The sequence below is a fragment of the Maribacter litoralis genome (assembly GCF_902506355.1).
Taxonomy (GTDB): Bacteria; Bacteroidota; Bacteroidia; order Flavobacteriales; family Flavobacteriaceae; genus Maribacter; species Maribacter litoralis.
The window spans coordinates 2,180,038-2,205,374 of the sequence record NZ_LR733271.1 but is presented as its reverse complement, the minus strand read 5'-3'; the positions used below and the strand labels follow the sequence as shown (position 1 = coordinate 2,205,374).

Below are 25,337 nucleotides of genomic sequence, written 5' to 3'. Positions count from 1 at the left end.
AGTATTATCTTAACAATTCTATGATACCTACTGAACCTATTAAAAATTCCATTAAAAAATATTACTCGTCATTTCTAGACAGTCGGTATCACTTTATCTCTAACAGACAAGCATTAAAAGCTTTAAAACATATTGAAAAACAAAAAGGAAAACTACCTATACAATTAAAAAAAGAAGTACGGCAATATGCTCAAGAAACTTTAGGCTGGAAAGGTTACGCACCTTGGTTATTAGTGTACACGGCAATCTGCGGAAAATTTAAAAAAGGATGGATACCAGACAATTATTACAGAGTGGTAATCACCCCAAAATTACAGGGCGAATATGGAAAAGTTTCTTTTTTAAAATCCCTTACCAAACCACTTTTTCAAACTGATACATTAGTTGATATTGCCTATTTTATCAATACTGATTGGTTTGATCATAACTACAAAAAATTATCGACACCACAGGTAGAAAAACTAATAGGTAAACAGACAAATAAAATAGTTTTTAAGGCAGATAACTCTTTTCAAGGAAAAGGCGTAAAGGTTTTTAATACAGAAGATTTAAACTTAAAGACGATACAGAATATTGGGAACGGTACCATACAACAATTTATTGAGCAACATGATTTTTTTAATCAATTTCAAACCAACAGTACCGCAACAATTCGATTAACAACTGTAATAGACAAAACCGGAACAGCATCTTTACGAGCAGGTTATTTGCGCTTAGGCAGAACTAGGGATACACATATTTCATCCAAAACTCATATAAGAGTACCCATTGATATAGCAGAAGGCACACTAGAAGAAGTAGGTTACCTACCCAATTGGTATACCATTACCAATCACCCAGATTCTAAAATTGAATTTAAAGATAAAACCATACCCAACTTTAAAACATGTGTAGAAGAAGTAAAAAAACTTCACTTAAAGCTCCCCATGGTGCAATGTATAGGATGGGATGTAATAATCGACAAGCATTCTCAAATGGTTCTAATGGAATGGAACGGTTATGGTAACGATATAAAATTCTCTGAAGCTACACAAGGACCATGCTTTAAAGATTTGGGGTGGATAGATTAAGGAAAGTGACAACTCTATATTGAGATTCCATATTAAACTTCACGATTTTTTCACATACGAAATCTCTTAATTTTAAAAACGTTTAAGAACATGTATTTAAAACTATTTAAAAGAGTAGTCTCTAAGGGTACGTATAGACCTGAAATAGATGGTCTTCGATTTATTGCTATTATAGCGGTACTTATATTTCATGTAGATGCCTTTCTTACGCTCTATATGGACAAGGCTTCTGCATTATCCAGCTTATGGTTTACAGGGCATTATGGAGTTCCCCTCTTTTTTAGTATTTCCGGTTTTGTATTGTCTTCACAGTTATTGAAAACTAAAAAATTTAGTTATAAGCAATATTTGATACGGAGAATAGAGCGTATTGAGCCCCCATTTTTAATAACCACCATTGTATTTTACTTATTGCTAAGCTTTAGAGACGGATTTGATCAGGAAAAAAATTATAGCTTATTTCGGGTATTAACATATACCAGTAATTTTGACACTAATTTAATTAATGTAGTCACTTGGTCCTTAGAAATAGAAGTTGTATTCTATTTATTACTTCCATTATTATATCTACTAGCAAAAGATACTATTTGGAAATGGGTGTTACTTGGCTTATGCACATTTGTCTTTTCCCAATTTTATAGACTGCCTTTTTTAACTACCTATTTTCATTGGTTTGCCATAGGTATTATCATAGCTATTTTGGAAACAAAAAAAACATCTTCTTTTTCTTATAAATTATTGGGGCAAACAATTACTTTATTATGTTTGATACTTTTTTTTGGTCTTGCCCATTATGAAACCTTACTAATAATTGAAATTGTACAACCAATTTTACTGTTCTTTTTTTTATATGGGGTTTTAATACAGAAATACTTTTTAAAATACCTGTCTTTTACCTCTTTCACAATAGTTGGCGGGGCATGTTACATTATTTACCTCATACATTTTCAAGTTATTTCAGTAACAGGTCATTTACTGATACCTATTATAGCTCATAGGGAAATACTTGCATTAGTATTAGTAGTTATCACTACATTACTCTGTTTGATGGCATTCCCAGTTCTAGAAAGACCATTTATGAAAAAAGGATGGTGGAAGATTAAAAGTTGAAATTTATCAATAAAAAATATAGAATTATTCGACAGTAATTGAAAGTATATCAACTTTCACACTATCTAAATCAGAAATTCTCCATCTATGAATACCACCATGCCAAGATTCATCAGGGTGATATAAATAGGCAATATCAGAATTTAATGGATTGAAAACAGTATATGGATTTATTGCATTACCAGCCATACCTTCAAAAGGTATAAATACCTCACCGCCTAATCTACTAACAGAGAGACCATTTACATTTTTTGTCCAATTCGTACCGAAAACATTCAACAGCAAACCATTTTCCCAATAATGAGCATATTGGTTGGTTTGAAAACCCCCTTTCCAAAATTCCCCATAATACCCCCAAACAATATTATTTCCAAATGCCATTGCTTTACTCCCGGCATTATGGACGTCATTACCTGTATCGAATCGTCCATCAAGAGGATAATCACCAGTATAGTCCTTTCCCGTAGCTTTAGACGTTTTAAATATCCAAGTATTATCATTCGTATTTAATAACCCTAAATGATAGCCAGCTCCCATATTATTCTCCTCAGGTCGAGCATCAAAAGTAAGAAGTTTATAATCATCTAAAATTGCAACACTTAAGGAACTACCATATCGAAAAAGTGGTTCATTAGCTAAAATGTTAGTTCTTTTAGCTAAAAGTGAACCACCTAAAAAAATAGGGTCGTTATTGTTATCAAAACCATTTAATTCATATTTCTCCCAAATAACATTACCGTGCAATTCTGCTGGGTTAACATAAACTAATGCCCCATCTTCTAACCAGACCCAGTTGAAGCCATCTAAAACCTTATCGGTAATTCTTATTCCACTCTCTGTTAATTCAGCCACGACAAAATTATTCCCTTCAGTAAGTAGAAAGTAGGTTTTTCCATTAGATAAAGTTACGGGTTCTCTAATTCGGCCGAATGAGTTATTATATTCATCTTGTATTGAGAAGCCCCAATTATTTTTTAAAGACCAACTTTCACCAACATCTTCTTGTGAATAATCTATTTCATATTCCAAAAAATCAACAAATAATTTTGAACTATTGTTTTTATCGATAGACATCATAAGCCAATCTGGAGTATATTGAATTTTTTCTTGGAAGTTTCGATTACTATCATATTTCATCATTCTGTTGTTTCCGGTATCCAATACCCAAAACGAACCATCATTTTCAAAAGCCAATGATGCATGATTATACTGGGGCGTATATATATCTGCATTGAAATCTTTAGACTTTGAGTCTGAAAAATAAAATTTGTTATTAGAAACTTTTGGTCCATTTGCATAACCTCCCAGTTCTCCAAACGGTGTATCTTCCGCACCATTATCAGCATTAAAAAATCGAATTTGCTGATACGCACCTCCGTCACACACGCCTAGAATGTTATCTTTTTTATTGAAGCCCAATGTCAAAGGCTCATCTAATGACGAAAGACTCAAATTGGTCTTTTCTAATTGACCATTTTCTTGTATAACGTATTTAGCAACAGTTGATTCATCTGAAATTAACCAAAGATTTCCCTTATCATCTGTTGTCAATTCTCTAGGCGCGTTAACTGATTCAATAGAATGGACTAGTTCTCCCCCTTCTGATAAATTAAGAACTTGAATTGAGTTTAAAAGCTGTCTTGCAATAAACAAGTAACCATTATAATAAGCCAAACCGGTTATGTATGAGTTAGTTCCCTCAATTAAATCTAAAGTAGATTCATATGTTCTAGAATACGTGACCTCATATGGTATTGCTTTATCAAAAATATATTCTTCGTTGTTACTCTGATCGGTAACAAATACAAATGATTTATTTGCTTTAACATCATGCCCACTCCAAAATACTTTATCTTCTCCTGTAGCAATATATTTAACTATAGCTCCTTTTTCCAAAACAGCAGTGGTTACTTGTGGATCGCTTAACTCTGAAGTATATGCCGCAGTTCGCTGTTCATTATAGCCATTAGACCAATAAATTTTTTCTCCATGAACTATAAATTTAAAGAAACCACTTAATCCGTGATATCTATTTACTCCGGTTAAATTTTTAGACGTATTTCCAATTTTTGCACCTTCCCATTCATATTTAACATTGTTAGAAAGCACTTTAATAGTATAATTTCCAGAAGAAACGGGTATACCTTCATCATCTAAACCATCCCATTCTATGGTATGTATTCCTTTATCCTTTTCAACATTGCTCCATAAGGTTCTTAACAATACGTCGCCATTATAAACACCCGCACTAGTTCTTGCCTTTTCTTCCAAATAAAACTCTACTTCTTGAGTAGCTTTATTATCAACTGCATAATGATAATTCTGAGCGCTAAGACTCAATGTCAAAAAAAGGAAGTAATAGAATAATTTCATTGTCCAGAAACGATATAAGAATTTTCAGCAATTTTGCGCAACATACCAAAACGCACATTACCAAGATTACTTATAAAGGTAGCACTACCCCCATCAGTATAGTTTAATTCAACTCCATCCATAGCTTGTATTGAAAGTACTGCACCATTATGAGCTTCAAGGTTAATAACTTCGCCTATAGCCATACTATTAAAATTTGAAATTAAAATTAAACTAGCCGTTTGCGTACATTCAATAGTATTATTGATATCATTTTCATTAATATTTCTATTATTTTCGAATGAAACAATATCTGCGTTATTTTGATAATTACTATTTGTTGAAGCAACAGCACCTGCAGTTTTAGCATATAGGGCATAGGGCACACTTAAAAGCTCTGTTAAACCTGTTATGGAATAATCTGTTCCCCCGGTTAAATCCATTTGTGTTTCTATATAAAAAGGACCATTCGACCATTCAATAGTAGAGAAATTGCCCAATAATACATTGCCCGCGCCAATTTGCATGGTAACCAAGCCATTTTCATTGGTTACCAAGGCATGAGTTTCTTCATAAACCCGAGAACCATTTGTGTCTTGATGAACAATAGCTATTTTAACACCAACCGGTGATTTTACCAAAATTTCACCTTCAACACTTCTAATAACAGCTTGGTAGCTAATTTTTTCATTAAACTGAGCAAACGAAATAAAATGGCTCATACAGAATACTAATATGGCTATATATACTTTCATTTATTTCTTAATTATTTTGACAGAATCAATAATTCTGTTGTTTTGTAAAACCACAAAAACATACATTCCTTCTATTAAAAACTCTAGATTTATTTCAGTATAATTATTCTTAATATCTCCTGAAAGTATTGATTTACCGCCCAATTCGAATATGTTAAATGTCAAATAATCATTATCATTAGAAGTATAACTTACTTTTAGAACATCTTCAACCGGATTTGGATAAACAAGAAGCTCCCTTTTATCGTCTTCTAAAAATGGTATTTCATTTTCTAAATTATACTGAACTCCTAATTCTATTTGATTTACTTTATCAACAATGGGGGTGAAAAATAGTTGACCAATTGAATAAGAATAATTACCAATTACACCAGTAACGTTACCACCGCCAGAGTTTACAGATATATTATCATTTACAACCTCGCTATTTTGACCATATAAGGGGCAAAACAAGAGCAACAAAAAAGCAGATACTAAAAATTTCATTTAAATTGACAAAAACCTAACCTGCTTAAATAGTTAATAATAAGCCGAATAGAAACATGATTTACTTGGTTAATTTCTATTCGATAAACGCAAAAGAATTAAACTTAGTTTAAAACATACGTTATAAAAGTTATAAAAGATGTTTTAGAAATGAACTATTCTCATTCTTGCTGTTTTATAGCCAAAAAAGTATTGAAAATTCAAAATTAAATTTATAATTAGAATAAAATGCAGTAAGAAAAATGGACATTATTTTAATGTAAGAACATTTTAATAGTGAATCGCGAATTAGACCCTTATTAAAATAACAACATGTAATAGGCGTAAGAATAATAGCTATATAGTTTCCCTTAAATTCAATTACTAAAATTTAATAGAAAAAACTGTTATTATCAAAATACCATAAAATTACCTTACTTCTCTATTAACCCTGTATGTTGGATAAAATTTAGCTTTCATAATACACTTTACATATATTAAACCATAGTAAATATACCTCTTATACATACGTTTGGGTTCTTTTATTAAACGGCCCAACCACTCTAGGCCCAAATCTCTCCATACCTTACTTGGTCTTTCTATGGTACCTGCATAAAAGTCGAATACAGCACCAATTGAGCATATGATTTGAGCATTAAGTTCGGCTTTGTTGGTGTAAGTCCATTTTTCTTGTTTAGGGGCAGTCATACCTACAAACAACACATCTGGAGCAAAATTATTGACCGCCTCAATCATATTTAAACTGTCTTTTTCGGTGAATTGCGGTTTAAATGGTGGAGCATAACTACCAAATCTAATATTTGGATAATCGATCTGTAGTCGTTTCTCTATTTTGGACAATGTTTCACTACTGGCACCTAAATAAAAACAAGAGCCATGGTTTTCATTTAAGCGTTTTAATTGAAACTCGTGAAAATCTGCACCCGCAATTTTTTTCAATGAATCTCCATTTAACCATTTTGCTGCCAATGTAATACCAATACCGTCCGGTAGAATGACATCGCTACCCAACAAGGCTTTTTTAAATTCAATATCCTCCTCTGCTATACAATAAGAATATTGATTAATGGTATTTACTAATAATTTAGATTTAAATGGTAAATCGTCTAGCGAAGAATTGTAGATCGGGTAACCAAGGCATAACACCTTTGGGTCAACTTCAGTAATCATCATAAATATCTAAAAAGCCGTAATTATAATTTTGTAAATCCTAAACAATTATAATTGTATCGGGGGTTAATGGTTGTTCAGACAAATATATTTATTTGACCTTCAACCACAGATTACTTCTGTTAACGTGTAGAGAAATATAGTTATAGCGCAGGTTAAAGCATATGATATTACGTGATATAAGATTTTCACAAATAACCTTGTAGTACAATTCTACAAAATTTTGTAAGCTAATAAACCGCGGTAATTTTTAACTTTTATTAAACTTCTTTAGAATGAAACTTTACATTTTAAAATTTATCTTAGCATTCTTAATCCATTAAGAATTAACACATAAGAGCTTTTTAATTCGTATTCTGTTCATATTCCCCCAAATCATATGCAGAATAACGTTTACAAATGATAGATCAACGCTTTTAAAAATTATAATGGCGTTCATTGATCAAGACATTAATGACGAACTAATGTATTATGAAAAGACCTACCTTAAACAGCGCCACATTTCTATTTTATGTTACGATTATCTGCTACATTCTACCTTTAGGATCCTGTGCTTCTGAAAAAGATAATTTTGAAGATGATCAGACAACTAATATACCGCCCGAAGAACCTACAGCCAACTCAAATGCAAAAATAACCAGTTTTAGTTTTCTCTCTACAGATAATGAGGGCTTAACTACCAATATTAACGGTACCCTAGACGAAGAAACTAAAACCATACGCGTAGAGTTAGATCCTATTCAAATAGCCATTGAACAATTAATACCTACCATTACATTAACCTCGGGATCAACGGTGAGTCCAATATCAAAATCGGAACAAGATTTTAGTCATGAAATTACCTATACCGTTACTGCAGAGAATGGTATTGCTACCGCTTATAAGGTTGTGCCAAGCATTGTGGGTACTATTTGCACCGACAATCTTGAGGATTCTGGCCCTGTTATAGTAACTGCCAATAACCAACGTATAGAAAACTTATACATAAGAACATCGAACCAGCATGGTATTGAAATCAATAACCACTCGGGTGTCGTCATAACCAACTGTATTATTGAATATACCGGAGCCTTTATGGGGATAAAATTTACCAGCGCAGATAACCTGACCATAAAGAACTGTTATATAAAATATACCAATGCACCATCTAGCGGCCCATTAGAAGATTCGGAAAGAAACTGTATTGAAGGAATAGGCTCACAGAACATTGTTATAGCCAATGTAAAGTTAGAAGATGGTTCTACGGGTATTAGGCTAAACCAGTGTGATGATTCGGTCTTAAGATATATTGAAGGCCATAACATGAGAGGCCCTTTTCCACGAGGGCAGTTGGTACAGTATGATAAATGTGATGGCGGACTTTTAGAGAATTTCTCTGTAATCAATGACCGTGAAGTTGCATGGACCGAAGACAATATAAGTGTCTATAAAAGTGGCGGGCAACAGATTAAAAAAGGATTGATCGTAGGCAATAACAGCCCTACCGGTGTTGGCGTATTGTTTGAAGACCAAAATACCGAAGGTGCACGAGGTGGTTATGGCGGACTTGTAGAAGATGTAGATTTTTTAGAAATGGGCAATGGTGTGGTCTCTTCGGTAGAAGGTTCTAAAAATGTATCTTTCACCAGAATACGGGCAAAGCAGATCATATGTGGTGATTTAGGTCAAAATAGAGGTAAATCGACATCCAACTCCTTAATATTCGCCGCTTTTGGAACTACGGCAAATACCGGTGGTAATACTATAAATGACTGTATTGTATACAATTCATGCAACCCAACGAACATTGTTTGGCCAGAACATAACTTTGACGTAATAGATTTTAGAACCGATGTTGATTTTGAACCAAGAAATCCTATAGTACTAAATTTCAATTGCCCTACCGACGATTAAAATTAGTGTCGCTAGAATTACAAAAACTTACCCTTCTGTAGAATACCCTTTAATTCTTAAAAAGCCAAATAGTTTCCTCTTTACAATGGTGTCTTTAAAGAAATATTTAAAGTACCTTCTATCTGCCTTTATGTCCCTTATAATAAATTTCGGGTGCGCCAATGGGAAATCCATTTCCTGTGCTTCATTGTATTGCCTTGCATCATTGGCACTTATGGTATGCGTTGCATCATCACCAAACCCAACATTTTTGATCATATTTTGATTTGGTATAATAGACAAGCCTGAGTTGACCAGTTTGGTATAATCCCACTGATAATCCCACCAAGTGACTTCTTTGGAATTGATCGTTTTTTCAATTTTACTTAGCCTATATTTCTTTTCAATGAAGTTTGAAAAGTAGTGGTCAAAATAACCTTTCTCCTTTAGTTCCGGGTAACTTGAACAGTTGTAGTCATAGTTTTTCCAAGCCCTACGCCAACTTGCCCAGCCCCACTCATGACTAAAGTACGAGAAGTAATACGAATAATCTGAATCTGACACATAGCCATTCTGGAAATTTGAACCGCCAATGTGCATTATCTGGCTATTATCTCTATATTTTTCCAATAACTCTGAACAGAATCTAAAAAAGCTTTCTGAAGGCAGGCAGTCATCTTCTAAAATAATACCTTCTTCCTCGTTTTCAAAAAACCAATCAATTGCTGTTTTGGGTCCTAGCCCACAGCCAATATTCTCTTCTCTAAAAAGGGTTTTAACTTCACATTCCCAATCGACCAAATCTATAATAGCCCTGGTTTCTTTACATCTTACATCATCTTTGCCATTATTTCGCGGACCATCTGCAGCGACGTATAATTTTGTGGGCCGTGCTTTTTTAATCATCTCGAAGACCTTTCGGGTCTGTTCGGGTCTATTAAAAATGATGAATAGTACCGGAGCTTGTGGATTTTCCTTTTTCATTTTAAATAGTCTTCATTTTTAAATAATTGCCAGATAATGGGGAACAACGTTTTACCCCACAACAATAGAAAAGCTTGTGGTAAATGAAACGGAAAATGGGCTTTAATAAATTGTAAATATTCTTTATACGATAATCCCGTAGGGCTATATAAGTATGCTATTCTTTCTTTTAGATTACTTTTTTGGCTCAACCAATTTACCCCATGATCATTTTTACAATATCCGCAATAAGCACTGGCTACATAGGTTAGAATACCATTGTCCAACGCCTTTAGGGTGTAATCAAAATCTGCAATGCCATGTGTATAGGTTTCCGTTAAAGACCCTATTTCTTCATACACTTCATTTGGCACGAGCATAATATTGGCATTACCCATTTCGCATTTCTGCGGAAATTCTTCATTTGGCAAAACCATCTCACTTTTAAACGATAATTTGTTCAAAATTCTATGTCCGCCATAGGAAACCTTTTTAGTATCCGGGTCTAACGTAGGCCCAACTATAATACTTTTGGGTTCATTTACGTCGTCAAGATCATTTAGTAACCTGGTTAAAGTGTCTTTAAAAACTATGGTATCATCATTCAGCAATAAATAGTAATCGGAATGCCTGTCGTTATCACGAGCGGCCTTCCATGCGGTGCGCATACCGCCTGCCCAAAACAAACTACCTGACCCCTGTATAATATGAAGGTTCTTAAAATTACCCTGTAAATACTCCGTAGTACCATCTGTACTACCATCATCTACCAAGTAAATCTTTAAATAGTAACTATCATGATCAAAATCGCAGTTTAAAAGCGCTTCTAAACAACTATATGTTTTCATCTTACGATTATGGCACGTAAGCAAAACCGTTATTAATTTTTTCTCTTTAGTTGACATCATCTTTAATCTATTTCAACTTTTAAACCGATAGTTTTTTATTCTTTCTCATTTCCATATACACCTGATAGGGCGCCACCAAAAGTCCGTTTACATTCGTAATTACAATGGCCATACAGATACCAAAAATGCCATACTCTAACTGCACAGACAACAAGTAGGCTATAGGCACAAAAAACAGGATTACAAATATGGAAATGTAAAACTGTAAATTCACCTTGCCCATACCATTAAGAACACTTATAAATATTTCTGAAAAGCAATTGGATAGTACAATCAACAATACACCAAAAGATGTAATAAAAGGAATATTGATAACATCACCGATCCATAAATTATAAATGGTAGGTGCGATCATTAAAACTATAATACTCCCTATTGCAATTACGGTCCAAATCAATAAAAGTTTTTTGATCAGTTTTCTGATCCAGGCATAATCATTATTCACCTGTGCATTGGTTACCGAACTCCACACCGGACTCAAAATAATACCGAAGACCAAAGATGCTACACTAAAGAGCTTAAATGCGATATTGAACTCGGTAACTTTTTCGGGCGTAAAGTATTTACTGATCAAAAAATTACTGGTTTGAAATTGCACCATATACGCAATATTCAAAAAGAAAAATTTAATCCCCAATGAAAAGATAGACCCTAAAGTATCCATAGTGGGCTTTTCAATTTTACGAATAAGATCAGGTCTTTGAAAAATGAAAAAATATGCCGTGAAGCAAAAGATAGAAAGTACATTACTACCCATGACCACAGCCCCTAAATTAATTAACGAAGGTTCTGAAAACTCCCTTAAATACAATATTCCGATGAGTCCTAACGCATTACCTACTAAAATAGTTCTCGCTATCATCGCCGGTTTCTGCAATGCGTACTGTATTGGATTATAAATTTGGAATATAAATTGCAAACTAAAGAATGAAATCAATAAAAACACCAGCTGTTGCAGTTCTTCCCTATACGAAACATCAACGCCCAAAAATTCATCCCAGTGAATTTGATCGGTAAAAATAATATTGAGCGAAAAGATTATAGTGGAAATCAAAATTAAAACGGCAGCAGTGGTATGCACCAGTTTTCTTTGTTCTTTAATATCATTGAGTGCTACCGCCTCAGAAAATTTATTTCGTAATCCGTTACCAAAGCCAATATCCAACAGCGTAAACCAAGTTAAAACCGAACTTAGTGTTAGCCATATACCATAGCGTTCAGCATTCACAAAATTTATGACCAATGGAACAAACAAGAAGTTTATTGCAGTACCCAAACCTCTTAATACCAAAGACGAAAAAACATTCTTGACCAATAGATTGGTTCTAGAATTTCCTTGAAAATAAGATTGAATGATTACCCTTATGGAATTAAACTTTTTGATCATTATATAGTATGGGGTCTTTGTGATTGTAGATACTTTACTCTATACTCAAATGACAAAGCTGAAAAATCTTTATTCTTAAATGTTGGTAGAAACATAAATATGACACAAATAGGCAACATTAAAATGGGCTCACCAAAGCTTAGAATCAGTAAAATTAAAATTGAATAGCAGACATACTCCATTTTTCTCAAGTAGGTTTTACAAAGTTTACCATAACGATAGAGCAATACAAAAAGACCAACAACACCAAATTTAGTTAGAAAGTCCATAATACCGTTAGATATATTGACATTGTACTCATCAATATAAAATTCGTCATATTGATTACTAACACCTAAAAATAGTTTCCAATTGAATTGTTCGTACAGAAATATGACACTGGCAAATCGGTTTAATGGAATTTGCCTTTCCACATCTTCATAGTACACGGATAATTGCTCTAATTCCTTTAAATCTTGTATATCTTGTTCATATATTTCAACAATCTTTTCCCCTAAGAACGGCACGTTTGGTATGGCCAATGCAAAAATGAGGGCGAACATAACTATGGTAATTTTACTACCCTTATTCAATACTCGATAACGAAGAAAAAACAATAGAAAAACCCCTAAGTATGCCGTTGTAGATACCGTTGTTAAAATTGCCAATGTAATGATCAGCGCTTCTTTATTCAGTTTAAAGTCATTAATGAAAAAATTGAACATCAATGCCAAAGTCAAAAACGAACCAAAGGCACCGGGTTCCCAACAAAAACCAGAATTTCTATAGTAGTGAATGTCGTCAAAAGTGAAAAAGATAAAATTGGTGTACCGAAAAGATTGATCATCTACCGTTAAACTTTCGAACGTAGTACCAATGGCCTTTACAATTGCACCATTTTGAAACATTTGTAAGCTGTAGAACACTAGAGATACAAAAGCTAAGTGCGATATTACCTTTACTATATAATACAAAGCTTTTTCTCGTAGTATAACACAGAATAAATATGCCGTGAATACAAACTTGAAGAAATAGAATACATCACTTGTAAAATAGTCTGCAGGTAGTTTATTCAGTTTAAATCGAATAGCAATGTACAGAAAGTAAACTACCAAGCTGGTCAAGAAAAGCTGAACATCGCGCTTTTTCACCTTTTTCAATTTAAAGGCAACGATTATCATAAAAACCTCAAGACCAAACCATGCGGAATTATAATCAACTAAAAAATTGGCTTTAGAAGAAAACAGCAAGAAAAGTAAAACTACAAGGTAGTATATATTCATTTTTGGTCTTTACTTAATTCTAATTCTTGTGGGTGTTAAATCAGTTTCCCCTATTTCTTGTTTGCAACATCATTAAAAACAACCATAGGATTTTTGAATTTCTTATTAACCCTAGCATCTTCTATTACCGCTAAATCTTCTAAACCGGTATAACTCTCACGAACTATGAACACACAGCTATCAGAATATTTAGAAAGGGCAAGCGTGTCTGCCATTGTACCAATGGGTGCAGAATCAATTACAATGTAATCGAAGTCATTTCTTAACTGCTCCATAAGCTGAGCCATTTGCACCGAGTTAAATGATTCAAGTCCGTCAACCTTTTCCGAGCCCAATCCTATGGCAAACAAATTAGCATTACCACTAACGGGAACCAGTAGGTCGCTTATATTGATAGCATTAGTACCTGCAGCTAGATAATTTGAAATTCCATATTCCGGTTTGTTTACGCCCAATGCTCCTAACAATTCCGGATTGTGTTTATCCAGTTCCAAAATCACCACTTTTGAACTTGACGATGCCAGTGCCACACCAATGTTAGAAGAGAAAAAGGTTTTTCCCTCTCCTTTTTGTACAGAAGAAACCAATAATGTTTGCATCTTCTTCTTAGGCAGGTGAAAACCTAAATTCATTCGCATCATTCTAAAATCTTGAGCTAAACCACTAGATTCTTCGCCTTTGTCAATTATATTTTTTCCTGTTGAATTATGACCTATTTCGCCAATAATATGAACCTTAGTTCTTTTTTCAATATCTTTTTTACCGGTGACTTTAGTATTAAGTCCGTCTTTTAAATGAATAATACCTACCGGTACCGCAAGACCCAGCAATAGGGAGATTAACATGAACAACTTTTTACTAGGTACTTTTGATTCATAATCTGTAATAGCCTTATCTATAACATCAAAATTATCTTGCCTTACACCAACCATTAATGCTGCTTCTTCTCTCTTCTGAAGTAGGTATAAGAACAAATTTTCTTTAATACCCTGCTCCCTACTAATTTCTAACAATTGCCTTTGCATTGAAGGTATTCTTTGCTTTTTAGCCGCAAATTGATTGGACCTACTTCTAATACTACCAATAGTACTTCTTAAACTTTGTCTAGATGTAGAAAGGCTACCAAGTATATTCCCCTTTAATTGTTCCAATTGATCTCTAATATCGATCATTCTAGGGTTATTCTCGGGTACGGTTCTTTGTAAACTCTTTCGCTCTATCTGTAATCTATTATAATTATCTATTAAATAAATTAGATTAGGACTTGAGACACTCAAAGAATTTAAGGTAGATCCATTATCGCCTTTTCTTAAATTACGGTCTATAGCACTTAATACTTTTAACTCAATTTCAGCTTCGGTCAATTTTCTGCTATAATCTATTTCTTGTTCTGAAAATGAATTTGCATCAAACTCTACGTTAGCTAACTCATTTTCCGTTTTAAATTGGGCAACGTTCTTTTCCACTTCACTAAGTTCAACGGATAAGGCATTTAAACGTTCATCAATAAACTTGACATTGTTTAAGGCAATGGCATTTTTCTTTTGGTATGCCTTTATACCATAAATTTCAACCAAGGTATTTATGATATCCTCCCCTTTCTCTGGGTTTTGCTCTTCCAACAGAATATTAATAACAGAGGCATCTTTGTTGATGACGTACACACTTAAAGCTTTTTTTACATAATCATGTGCCATTTCATCTATATCCCTAAACTCTACCAAAAATTCAGTTTCCTTAACGCTCGATTTTTCATTGGCTACAATTTGAAAGGTTCCATACGGTTTTTCAATTTTGTACCCATAATTATATCTATTATAACCATACGCTGAACTCATAGATCCCGCTTCACTTGAAGAACCTTCAAACTCTTCTAATATACTGAAGCTGTCTTTACCTTCTACCTTAATTTTGATTGCAGTATCATAAGCACTTGGATAAATTGTATCTACAATGACCTTAAACGGCAATTCAGAGCCGTATAATTCTGTTTCTGGAAAACTACCAGGAGCTATAAATTTGCATTGTAAGGATAAGCTATCTAATACAGAACGCATTAATTGAACAGAAGTAAGAACTTCAATTTCATTATTTACCCTTTCAGAATTGCTAAATGGATTATTACTAACCAAATTATTACCCGAAGCATCTATGTTAGAAGTCTCGTTCTTAAGTAAAATTTTACTGGAAACTTCATACGAAGAGTTAATAAATAGCAAGGCAAGAGCTGCCAAGCCAATAAAAATCACCATAAACACAAGGAACAATTTCCAAGATTTTAAGTATTTGCCCAACAATGCCTTCAAATCAAAATTCTCTTCATTATCGTTAGAAAATAGCCTTGAGTCAAAATATTCCTTTTCAGTCATTGTATTCAATTTTATATGATAAATAAGCCTGGTTACGAATAGCCTATAGCTCTGGAATTTTATGTTATAAGAATGTACTTAGAAACTAGCGATAGATATTACGGCCAATGATAAAGAACCTAGTATTACTGAAAACCACTGAGTAGCGTTAGATGTGTTTCTAACCTTTCTATCGTTTGGCTGTACATAAACAATATCATTTGGTTTCAGGTAGTAGTTTGGAGAAGTAAATAATTCATCTGAAGTAAGATCAATTCTTTTGGTACTCTTAATACCATCTTCTTCGCTTATTAACAGAACGTTATTTCTTTGCGCATAAATGGTCATGTCACCTGCCATACCCAAAGCTTCTAGAAGTGTTACTTTTTCATTGGGAATAGTAAATACAGCCGGTTGATTAACTTCCCCTAAAACGGAAACCTTAAAGTTCATAAAACGGATATCTACAATGGGCTCCATCAACAACCTTTTAGAAATTAGTTCTTCTCTAATGTATTCCCTCAATTCTTTTTTAGTTAAACCAGCTACCGCAATTTTACCCAACACAGGAAATCTTATAAATCCGTCTTGATCAATTAAATAACCAGGAGTTTGAATACCGCCGACATTATTTGCAATATTGAACATTTCAGTAACCTCAGCGTTTAAACTGGTAATATTGATACTTAGTAAATCGTTCTTCTGTAAAATTGGCTCTAACGGTTCGTAGTACGATGCGAATGTATTATTACCTACTTCATTAAAATAAGATGACTTTTTAGCACTACCGCATGAAGTCATTTGTAATGCCACTACTAGTAAAAACGAAAATTTTAATACGTATGATTTGGTTTTGTTTAGATTAATTGGGGAAAAATTAGTTTTCATAAATTAATTGTTTGCAGCTTATAGTTACTGTACATGGTGAACATCAAAATTAATTGAAACAAAAAATTGAACTACATTAATTCCGACATCTGCATTTATATAATCGTCGTAATTAAGGAAAAGCGGGCATTTGGGGCTTTCTGAAAGGAAAATTTCGAAAGAAAGTAAGCACTTTATCGTATTTAATAACTGCAAATGCTATTCAGCCCATTGTTTTAAAGCTATTGGCGGATAAAAAATGGATTATTTCAACAGGAGATAAATGATTGACTTCAGCTCTTGAACCTTGGCGTAAATATTCGGTCGCAACATGGCATTTATAGTGATCGGTAAGACTAATTTCTTCCAAATAAAATACCCTATTTTCTATTTTTGAGGTATTATCGATAATTTCAATAGCATCTAAGGCTATATGTAAACCGGTACCAAAAGCCTTTAAAACAGCTTCTTTTTGTGTCCAGTAATCATAGAAACATTCCTGTACATTTTTAGAAGAAAGAATGTTCTCATATTCTGATCTTGAGAATTGATCTTTAAAATCATTTACGTCAACCTCGTTTACCTTTTCAACATCAACACCAATATCTCCCGTAGTTGTAAAGGCGCAAACAATGAATTCATTAGAATGGGATATATTAAATTGAATGTTGGAATGTTCTAAAAAAGGCTTTTTATCTTTGGAATAACCGATTTTAACATCCTCAATAGCAACATCATAAATATGTTGCAAACCGTAAGCAAGCAACAACCTACCCAAAATAGTAGATTTAGCATCTTGCCATCGTTTGTACTTAGAATATTTAGACATAAACCCATTAGAAAACTTCTTTTCCGCAAGGGTAAAGAAGTTTTCATTGTCGGAATCTATTAAGTTAGTACATAAAAGATGTGTCATCTAAATAGGAACATGTATAAACCTTATTGCAATTATCTAAATATCAATTTTCATATACCCGTTTTCCTTTGTAGCATCTGCTACATACCAAGCTGGTTGCCCATTTTCATCTCTACCTAAACGCGCTCCAGGCACTGGTGGTGTGTTCAATTTCTCAAAAGAACTTTGTACCGGAGTGGCATGACCGTTAGTTTCCTTTTTAATTATACCCACAGCAACCAATTCTTCTATTGATTCCAATAAGGTCTTCTTTAAAAACTCAACATCATCATCGGTATAAGCCGTGGTTAAAAAGCAAGGGAATCCGTCCCAAATATGTATCCCTTTTTCACGCATGATCACAAATAGCAATTCTGAATACGGAATATCTTTTTTAAACTTCAACCTCCATAAGGATCCAAAATACGTGATTTCTATAGGTAGTCCGTTTTTCGTAAAATGTTCGTTTAAGCTAAGAACCATACGCTTCGTCATAGCCGAAACATTTGCCTGTAAACTTGGTCCCTGTTCTTTCATATGAAGTAAGGCTGCCTTTGCAGAAGCCAAAGCTAAAGGATGACGAACAAAAGTACCGGCAAAATAAGTAACACCTACCTCTGGGTAAGAATCATCTCCGTACTGCCAGAAGCCACCATCAAGCGCATCCATATATTCTTTCTTTCCTAATATTGCGCCAATGGAAACACCTCCACCGATTACCTTACCATAAGTTGCAATGTCGGCTTTAACATCAAAAAGGGCCTGTGCGCCACCCGGATGCATTCTAAAGCCGGTGATAACCTCATCGAAAATAAATGGTATCTCTTCAGCGGCAGTAATTTCCCTTACCTGTTTAATAAATTCTATAGGTTGAAACTCTGGCCTACGGCTTTGTACCGGTTCTACAAGAACAGCTGCCACTTCATGCGCCCTATCCTTAATGATTTGTAAACTTTCCTCTGTGCCATAATCAAGAATCAACATATTTTGAACCGCTTCTGGTAGAATACCCGCAGCAGCCGGAAAAGTTTTCTTTTTCTGGGTACCCCTAACAATACCTTCATCATTTATACCATGGTAAGAGCCCGTAAATGCAATAATAAGCGATCGTCCCGTTACGGTACGCGCAATTCTCATAGCACCCAAAACCGCCTCTGACCCTGTGTTGCATAAAGCTGCCCTATCATGACCGGTAAATTCCAACAACAATTCACAAACCTCACCTGCTAAAGGGTGTTGTGGACCAACTTCATATCCTAGATCCACTTGTTTGTGCATAGCCTCTTTAATAAAATCTGGCTGGTACCCAAAGAAACAAGAACCAAATCCGTTCAAGGCATCAATGTATTCATTACCATCTAAATCCCAAAGACGATTACCTTGAGATTTGCCGATTACTATTGGGTAAACCAAATCTTTGGTCAATGGTTTAAAACCCGATACTACTCTTGGATCCGCCATTTTTGCCCTGTGATTTTGAGCATAATTTTTACTGCCGATGGTTTTCTTATTATATCTTGAAGTCAGTTCAGCAAGGTACTGTGCTTGAATTTGATCTAACCCTGTAGATTGTTTTTCTATTTTAGGCGATGCCCCAAATGGTTTTTTATGCTCTAGTTTTTCCTTTTCGGTACGGATATCCATACTACTGGCACCGTTGACTTTTTTCGGTTTTGCAGGAGCACTAGGCGTAATTACTGGTTGAGTAGGAGCCACTGCACCACCTTGTAAAAGCTGCAATTGTCTACTTAGTAATTGAAGTTGCTCACCAATAAGACCAATAGCCGTTTGGTTGCCAGCTGGGGCGGCATACTGTACATTGTTGGTTTCTTGCACATGATTCGCCACAGGAGCGGGTTGTTGAACAACTTGAGGTTCTGGCTTAAGTACTTCTTCAGGCAAATTCTTATCTAAATAATTCGCTAAAAGTTCAGGAGTGTTTATATCCTCATTTAGCTGCCTGAACGTAATAGGAATTTTAAATTCTCTCTTACAGGTAATTGCCATTTGAGTTAAGATCAGAGAATCTAAGCCAATTTCTAAAAAACTTAGGTTTTTATCATCAGCTTCTATTTCAATACCATAATTGTTTGAAACTAATTCTGAAATTTTGTTTAAAATAGTTACATTTCTCATTGGTGTAACGCTTATTGGTTTTTCTATTAAAGTTTGTGTTTTTTGGTTGGCATTGGCACTGACCACTTCAGTTATTGGTTGAGTAACTATAGGGTCTATCCAACAAGGTTTACGGTCAAATACGTAGGTAGGCAACCTTAATCGTTGCCTGCCATGTTGAGCATAAAAATTATGCCAATTTATCGACAAGCCCGTTAACCATAATTGACCCATCGCATGTAGTAAGCCATGATAGGAGTTTTCATTGGTCTTAGACACCGGTAAAGAAGCTATAGCTTTCATTTTTTTAGCTTCCTTATTTTGGCGACTTAGGGAAGTAAGGGTATTACCCGGGCCTACTTCTAACATCACCACATCTTCCAACTTTACTATGGTATCCATAGCCTCGGAAAATTTTACGGTATTGCGTAAATGATTCGTCCAATACAACGGATCAACCGCTTTATCATTAGTAAGCCAAGTACCTGTTACCGTAGATACGATCGGTATTTTAGGAATATTTAAATTGATACCCTTGACAATAGCCCCAAATTCTTCTAGAATTGGATCCATCATTGCAGAGTGAAACGCATGGCTGGTGGCTATTAATCGATATGGGAGACCTTGTTGCTTCAATACCTCGCTAAATTTCTCAATTTCATCATCTTCACCAGAAACAACGCATAATTTTTGTGAGTTTACTGCTGCTATAGATAAAGTATCAGGTAATATCTCTTCTAGGGATTTTACATCTATACGAACGGTAAGCATACTCCCTTTAGGAAGGGTACTTACAAGCACACCCCTCATCGTAACCAATTGCAATGCATCTTCTAAACTAAAAATACCAGCTAAGTGTGCTCCAACAAATTCCCCTAAACTATGTCCGCAGATTACGGTTGGTTGTATTCCCCAACTCATCCATAATTGAGAAAGGGCATATTCAATGATAAACAATGCTGGTTGGGTATATCTTGTATCGCGTAATTTCTGTTCCGCTTCTTCGGTATGATCCTCAGGAAAAATTATATTCCTAATGTCTAACTGTAAAGTGTCCAAAAGCAAATCGGCACATGTGTCTACAGCTTCTTTAAATATAGGTTCCCCATGGTACAACTCCTTACCCATGTTTAAAAACTGGGAGCCTTGCCCTGGAAGTAGAAAAACCACTTCATTGGGCACTACTTTTACGACTGATGACCGCGCTGTTTTATTATCCGTATCCAATAAAGCGGCAGAAGCCCCTTCATTATCGGACGCCAAAACAATTCTTCTTTGTGCAAAACTAGCCTTTGTAGTGCTTAGCGTATAGGCAACATCAGCCAAATTCTGAGTTTTATTAGCATCTAGATGCGTTTTTAAAGCATTTTCAAAACCACCTAAACTAGTACTTGTTTTAGCAGAAATCGGCAATAGTTGTACCGGTCTATGTTGTGCCGATTCCTTTACCTCCATTTCATACTCCTCCAATACCACATGAACATTTGTGCCACCAACGCCAAAAGAACTTACTCCTGCTCTTCTAGGTCCTTCAACTTCCCAAGATGCCAAAGTGCTATTGACATAAAATGGACTATTCTCAAAATCAATAACCGAGTTAGGTTTTTCAAAACCTAAAGAAGGAGGTAATTGTTTATGGTTAAATGCCAGTATCGTTTTTATTAAACCCGTAACACCGGCCGCTGCAGTAAGGTGCCCCATATTACTTTTCACCGATCCCAGTCCGCAGAAATTTTTCTTCGGTTGTTCACCAAAAGCAAGGTTAAGGCCATCCATTTCTATAGGGTCTCCCAAAGGTGTTGCCGTACCATGCGCCTCAATGTAACTAATGGTAGCCGGTGAAATATTAGCGTCGTTTATGGCACTCCTTATAGCATTTGCTTGCCCTTCCGCACTTGGCGCCGTAAAACTACCTTTACCGCCGCCATCGTTATTGATTCCTACTCCTTTGATAACACCATAAATGAAATCGCCATCTTTTTTAGCTTCTTCCAAGTTCTTTAAAACTACTACACCTGCACCATCACTGAACACGGTTCCTTTAGCTTGCAAATCAAAAGGTCTACAATGCCCATCTGTACTAAGCATAGACCCTTCTTGATATAAATGACCGCTGTTTATAGGAGCCGTTATACTCGAACCACCGGCTAGGGCAACTTCGCAATGTCCGTTTCTAATGGCTTCGACCGCTTCGGCAATTGCCAACAACGAAGTAGAACACGCCGATTGCACACTTACTGCCGGACCTTTTAAGTCTAAATGATATGCAGTTCTTGAGGATATATAATCTTTTTCGTTTACCGTATCTAACTGAAGCTGACCAACCGTTTCAATTAACTCGCTGTTCGGTAAAATATTTTTTTTGTAATATGTATTGGTTCCTGTACCTGCATAAACCCCAACTCTACCGTTATAGTGTTCAGGTAGGTGACCAGACTCTTCAAGAGCTTCCCATGCAAGTTCTAAAAACAGTCGTTGCTGCGGATCCATTGCCGCGGCCAGTTTCGGTGTTAAACCAAAAAATCGTGCATCGAACATTTTAACCGAAGGGACAACTCCTCTTGCCCCAACATACAAACTATCGTTTCTTAAAGATTCTGGAATACTTTGGTCCAGCTCCTCTTTGGTGAAAAACGAAATGGTTTCCTTTCCATCCCTAAGAACTTCCCAAAACTCATCTATATTTTTAGCTCCGGGAAATCTCCCTGTCATACCAATGACAGCAACTTCGTTAGAAGCGTTATTTTTCCCCTTAAGCTCATCAAAATTTAAGGCAGTTTCTTTACCACCTTCTATAAACTTAGCAAGTGTTGCAATCGTAGTATGTTGATATAACTTGGTAACGGGAATTCTCACCTTGAGCGTTTTCATAATGATGTTCACCACCTTTTGAGCCATGAGCGATGTTCCGCCCATCTCAAAAAAGTTATCATCAACACCAATACCAGTTAGTTTTAGTTCCTTTTCCCAAATGGAAGCAATGTCTTTCTCTACTTTCGTACGAGGTTTTTTAAAGATCACATCGGAATTTGATCTAAGATACCCCGGCTCGGGAAGCTTTTCCTTATCAATTTTGCCATTGGCATTTGTTGGAAATTCATCAACCCACATAAAAAAAGTAGGCACCATAAATTCTGGTAATTTACTCGCGAGCTCTAACCTTATACTACTCATTTCAGGCTTCATGCCTTTTGATTGAATATATGCCACCAACCTCGTTTCACCCACTTCATTGGTATTCGGCACTACTACTGTTCGCTCAATACTTTCTATAGCGTTAATGGTAGATTCAATTTCCCCCAATTCTATACGGTGTCCTCGAATTTTTACTTGATGGTCAATTCTACCAATATATTCTAGACTACCATTAGAAAGTCTCCTTACCAAATCACCCGAACGGTACATTCTCTCCCCAGGTTCGTAAGGGTTCATGATAAACTTGTCACTTGTAAGTCCTGGTCTATTTAAATAACCTCTTGCCAGTCCGTGACCGGAAATACACAATTCCCCAATCACTCCAATTGGCTGTAATTTATTTTTCGTATTTACAACATGAGAAGTTAGCGATGAAATACAATTACCGATGTTAGAAACATTGGTTCTAATATCTTCATCGTCAATTACATTAAAGGTCGTAAAAATGGTCGTTTCCGTAATGCCGTAGCCATTAACAAATTGAATACCGGGAAATTTACGGTACCATTTTTCTAAATACCTAGGAAATAAAGCCTCTCCACCAAAAATGACATAACGTAATTTTATATCTACATCACCTTTAGGCAAGCTGCCCATTATATTTAAAAAAGAAGAAGGTGTTTGGTTTAAAATTGTAACCTCTTCTTTGATTAACAAGTTCATAAATTCAAAAGGGTCCTTAATAACTTCGGATGAAGGAATAACTAATTTCCCCCCAAACAACAGAGCCCCGTAAATTTCCCAAACCGAAAAATCAAAACAGTAAGAATGAAACATGGTCCAAACATCGTTCTCATTAAAATCATAGAATGGTTTATCATTAACGAACAGACTAACAATATTTCTATGCTCTAACATGACACCCTTAGGGTTTCCGGTAGTACCCGAAGTGTAAATGATGTAGATTAAATCGTTAGGCTGTAGATTAACACCAGTAATTTCATTAGTAGAAAAATTATCTTTTGTCGCTTTAAATTCTTCTATTACCGTAGCATCTATAGTAATAGTACAATTGCTGTCCTCTTTAATAAAATCTCTACGCTTCACAGGGTAGTTTGGATCTACAGGCACATAGGCCGCACCAGCCTTAATGATACCCATCATCCCTACTATAAGCCATTCACTTCTATCTAAGCTTAAGCAAACCAGATCACCTTGTACAGCACCTTTCTTCTGAATTAAATAATTTGCTAATTGATTTGACAGCACATCAAGTTCTCTGTAAGAAAACTGACTATCTTCATAAGCAACCGCTATCCTATCCGGGGTTTTAAAGACTTGTTCTTTTAACAAATCAACCACCGTTTTTTCTCTCGGATATTCTACAGCAGGAGTATTAAACTTATTTAGCAAAGTAGCACGTTCATCTTCCAAAAGAAAATCAACACAACCGATTTCTAAAGTCGGGGTTTCTAATAATGCCGAAACAATACTCTTATAGTGCAATAGCAATTGCTCAACTAAGCTTCCATCAAATACGAATTCATTATAAATAACATCTAATCTTATATACTCCTTATCAACTGCAAGGTTAAATTGAAGGTTAGCATTACAGTCAACTTCACCTTTAGATTTTATATCGACATATGCTACCTCATCTTGTAAAGCGGTAGTATGTTCATCATTTAAAAACCTAATGGAAAGTACTATATCTTGTAATGCATTATGACCATTAGTATCAATGAGATTAAAATCGTTCAAAAATGCTTCGGTAGGATAAAGATTTAGATGGTTTAACGACAATCTCTTTTCTGTGTCTACCTGTACGGTTTTGAAATTAAAATCGGGCTCTAGGATATTTCTGAATAAAGATAAATTTTGAACAGAATCAGAATGATCATTTTTCACCATTAAACCGAAAGCAATATCGGTCTGGTTCGTATATCTATGCAAGAGCACACTTAACGCAGAAACAAGAGTTGACTCCAAACTCTTAGATGAAGTAGCAAATGAAAGGATAGTATTAAATTCCTTAGAAGAAAAATAAGTTCGTATTAAACTTCCTTTTAAAACTTCATCATCAACTAATAATTTTCTTGTAGGCAAGTCAAGCAATTTAATGTCCTCTAACATTAAATTCTTCCAATACATCTTAGTTTCATTGGAAATAGACCCTTCTTTTTTGACACTCATATCTTATTGATACTATTATGATTATCCAAGACTAAGCAAATTTTACATTTCAAAAAATTTATAAAACAATCTTTAACCAAATTGAATAAGTCAAAAGAAAATTGATTTGAGTTAAAACCTTATCTAATCGAACCTATGCTTATAGTTAATTTGAAATTACTTAGTGCTATATAATTGTAGTAAAATTAACGATTACAATAAACAATCTTGGTTTTAACTTAATTGACAAGATGCTATTTTATTTATTTTTTAATATTTAAAAAGCTGATTTTCAGTTGTTTAACTATAATTACAGAAGATGTGTTTATTATTTTACACATGAAATTTCATCGAATAAAAAAGACGTTCTTCGATGTAAATTTTTAGCAACTATATTCAAGTAGATAAACTGATTATTTTTTAAGATTATCGGTTGAATTCAATATAAAAATCATCTAATTTCACAACTA

The 25,337-nt window shown here is 34.7% G+C and carries 15 protein-coding genes; 3 read left to right on the top strand and 12 right to left on the bottom strand.

Translation table 11 applies throughout. The features are described 5' to 3' along the window. The first annotated feature begins 20 nt into the window (after positions 1-20). Both EXIGUO8A_RS09225 and EXIGUO8A_RS09220 read left to right on the top strand, forming a co-directional pair. The gene (locus EXIGUO8A_RS09225) at positions 21-1,070 is read left to right on the top strand and encodes a sugar-transfer associated ATP-grasp domain-containing protein (RefSeq protein ID WP_159302899.1); all 1,050 of its coding nucleotides are present in this window, start codon (positions 21-23) and stop codon (positions 1,068-1,070) included. 90 nt (positions 1,071-1,160) lie between these two features. Then, positions 1,161-2,180, top strand: coding sequence for an acyltransferase family protein (locus EXIGUO8A_RS09220; protein ID WP_159302898.1), 1,020 nt, complete (start codon positions 1,161-1,163; stop codon positions 2,178-2,180). 24 nt (positions 2,181-2,204) lie between these two features. On the opposite strand, the gene EXIGUO8A_RS09215 is transcribed toward EXIGUO8A_RS09220, so the two are convergent. From EXIGUO8A_RS09215 to EXIGUO8A_RS09200, 4 genes are all read right to left on the bottom strand, one after another. Continuing rightward, positions 2,205-4,553 carry a FlgD immunoglobulin-like domain containing protein gene (locus tag EXIGUO8A_RS09215; RefSeq protein ID WP_159302897.1) on the bottom strand — a complete coding sequence of 783 codons (2,349 nt, stop codon included), beginning with the start codon at positions 4,551-4,553 and terminating at the stop codon, positions 2,205-2,207. Next, a complete protein-coding gene (locus tag EXIGUO8A_RS09210; RefSeq protein WP_159302896.1) occupies positions 4,550-5,287 on the bottom strand; it encodes a hypothetical protein in 738 nt (245 codons plus the stop codon). The genes EXIGUO8A_RS09215 and EXIGUO8A_RS09210 overlap by 4 nt, the downstream gene beginning before the upstream one ends. Continuing rightward, on the bottom strand, positions 5,288-5,773 hold the full coding sequence (locus tag EXIGUO8A_RS09205; protein ID WP_159302895.1) for a T9SS type A sorting domain-containing protein: 486 nt from the start codon (positions 5,771-5,773) through the stop codon (positions 5,288-5,290). Positions 5,774-6,181: 408 nt separating this feature from the next. Continuing rightward, positions 6,182-6,943 (bottom strand): WecB/TagA/CpsF family glycosyltransferase, encoded by a 762-nt coding sequence (locus EXIGUO8A_RS09200; protein WP_159302894.1) that lies wholly within the window; start codon positions 6,941-6,943, stop codon positions 6,182-6,184. Positions 6,944-7,414: 471 nt separating this feature from the next. On the opposite strand from EXIGUO8A_RS09200, the gene EXIGUO8A_RS09195 reads away from it, so the two are divergent. After that, positions 7,415-8,836 (top strand): right-handed parallel beta-helix repeat-containing protein, encoded by a 1,422-nt coding sequence (locus EXIGUO8A_RS09195; RefSeq protein ID WP_159302893.1) that lies wholly within the window; start codon positions 7,415-7,417, stop codon positions 8,834-8,836. A 27-nt stretch (positions 8,837-8,863) separates the two neighbouring features. Here EXIGUO8A_RS09195 and EXIGUO8A_RS09190 read toward each other — a convergent pair whose 3' ends face one another. The 8 genes from EXIGUO8A_RS09190 to EXIGUO8A_RS09155 all read right to left on the bottom strand — a co-directional run bounded on the left by EXIGUO8A_RS09190 (position 8,864) and on the right by EXIGUO8A_RS09155 (position 24,888). After that, complete coding sequence (locus tag EXIGUO8A_RS09190) at positions 8,864-9,799, bottom strand: nucleotide-diphospho-sugar transferase (protein WP_159302892.1); 936 nt, start codon at positions 9,797-9,799, stop codon at positions 8,864-8,866. Next, the gene (locus EXIGUO8A_RS09185) at positions 9,796-10,683 is read right to left on the bottom strand and encodes a glycosyltransferase family 2 protein (protein ID WP_262885581.1); all 888 of its coding nucleotides are present in this window, start codon (positions 10,681-10,683) and stop codon (positions 9,796-9,798) included. Before EXIGUO8A_RS09185 ends, EXIGUO8A_RS09190 begins: the two co-directional genes overlap by 4 nt. Positions 10,684-10,705: 22 nt before the next feature. After that, positions 10,706-12,073, bottom strand: coding sequence for a lipopolysaccharide biosynthesis protein (locus tag EXIGUO8A_RS09180; RefSeq protein WP_159302890.1), 1,368 nt, complete (start codon positions 12,071-12,073; stop codon positions 10,706-10,708). Further along, positions 12,073-13,335 (bottom strand): hypothetical protein, encoded by a 1,263-nt coding sequence (locus EXIGUO8A_RS09175; RefSeq protein ID WP_159302889.1) that lies wholly within the window; start codon positions 13,333-13,335, stop codon positions 12,073-12,075. Before EXIGUO8A_RS09175 ends, EXIGUO8A_RS09180 begins: the two co-directional genes overlap by 1 nt. 50 nt (positions 13,336-13,385) lie before the next feature. Beyond that, positions 13,386-15,704, bottom strand: coding sequence for a GumC family protein (locus tag EXIGUO8A_RS09170; protein WP_159302888.1), 2,319 nt, complete (start codon positions 15,702-15,704; stop codon positions 13,386-13,388). A gap of 78 nt (positions 15,705-15,782) precedes the next feature. Continuing rightward, positions 15,783-16,571, bottom strand: coding sequence for a polysaccharide biosynthesis/export family protein (locus tag EXIGUO8A_RS09165; RefSeq protein WP_159302887.1), 789 nt, complete (start codon positions 16,569-16,571; stop codon positions 15,783-15,785). A gap of 202 nt (positions 16,572-16,773) precedes the next feature. Further along, on the bottom strand, positions 16,774-17,466 hold the full coding sequence (locus EXIGUO8A_RS09160) for a 4'-phosphopantetheinyl transferase family protein (RefSeq protein WP_159302886.1): 693 nt from the start codon (positions 17,464-17,466) through the stop codon (positions 16,774-16,776). A 36-nt stretch (positions 17,467-17,502) separates the two neighbouring features. After that, on the bottom strand, positions 17,503-24,888 hold the full coding sequence (locus EXIGUO8A_RS09155; protein ID WP_159302885.1) for a non-ribosomal peptide synthetase/type I polyketide synthase: 7,386 nt from the start codon (positions 24,886-24,888) through the stop codon (positions 17,503-17,505). Positions 24,889-25,337 lie beyond the last annotated feature (449 nt).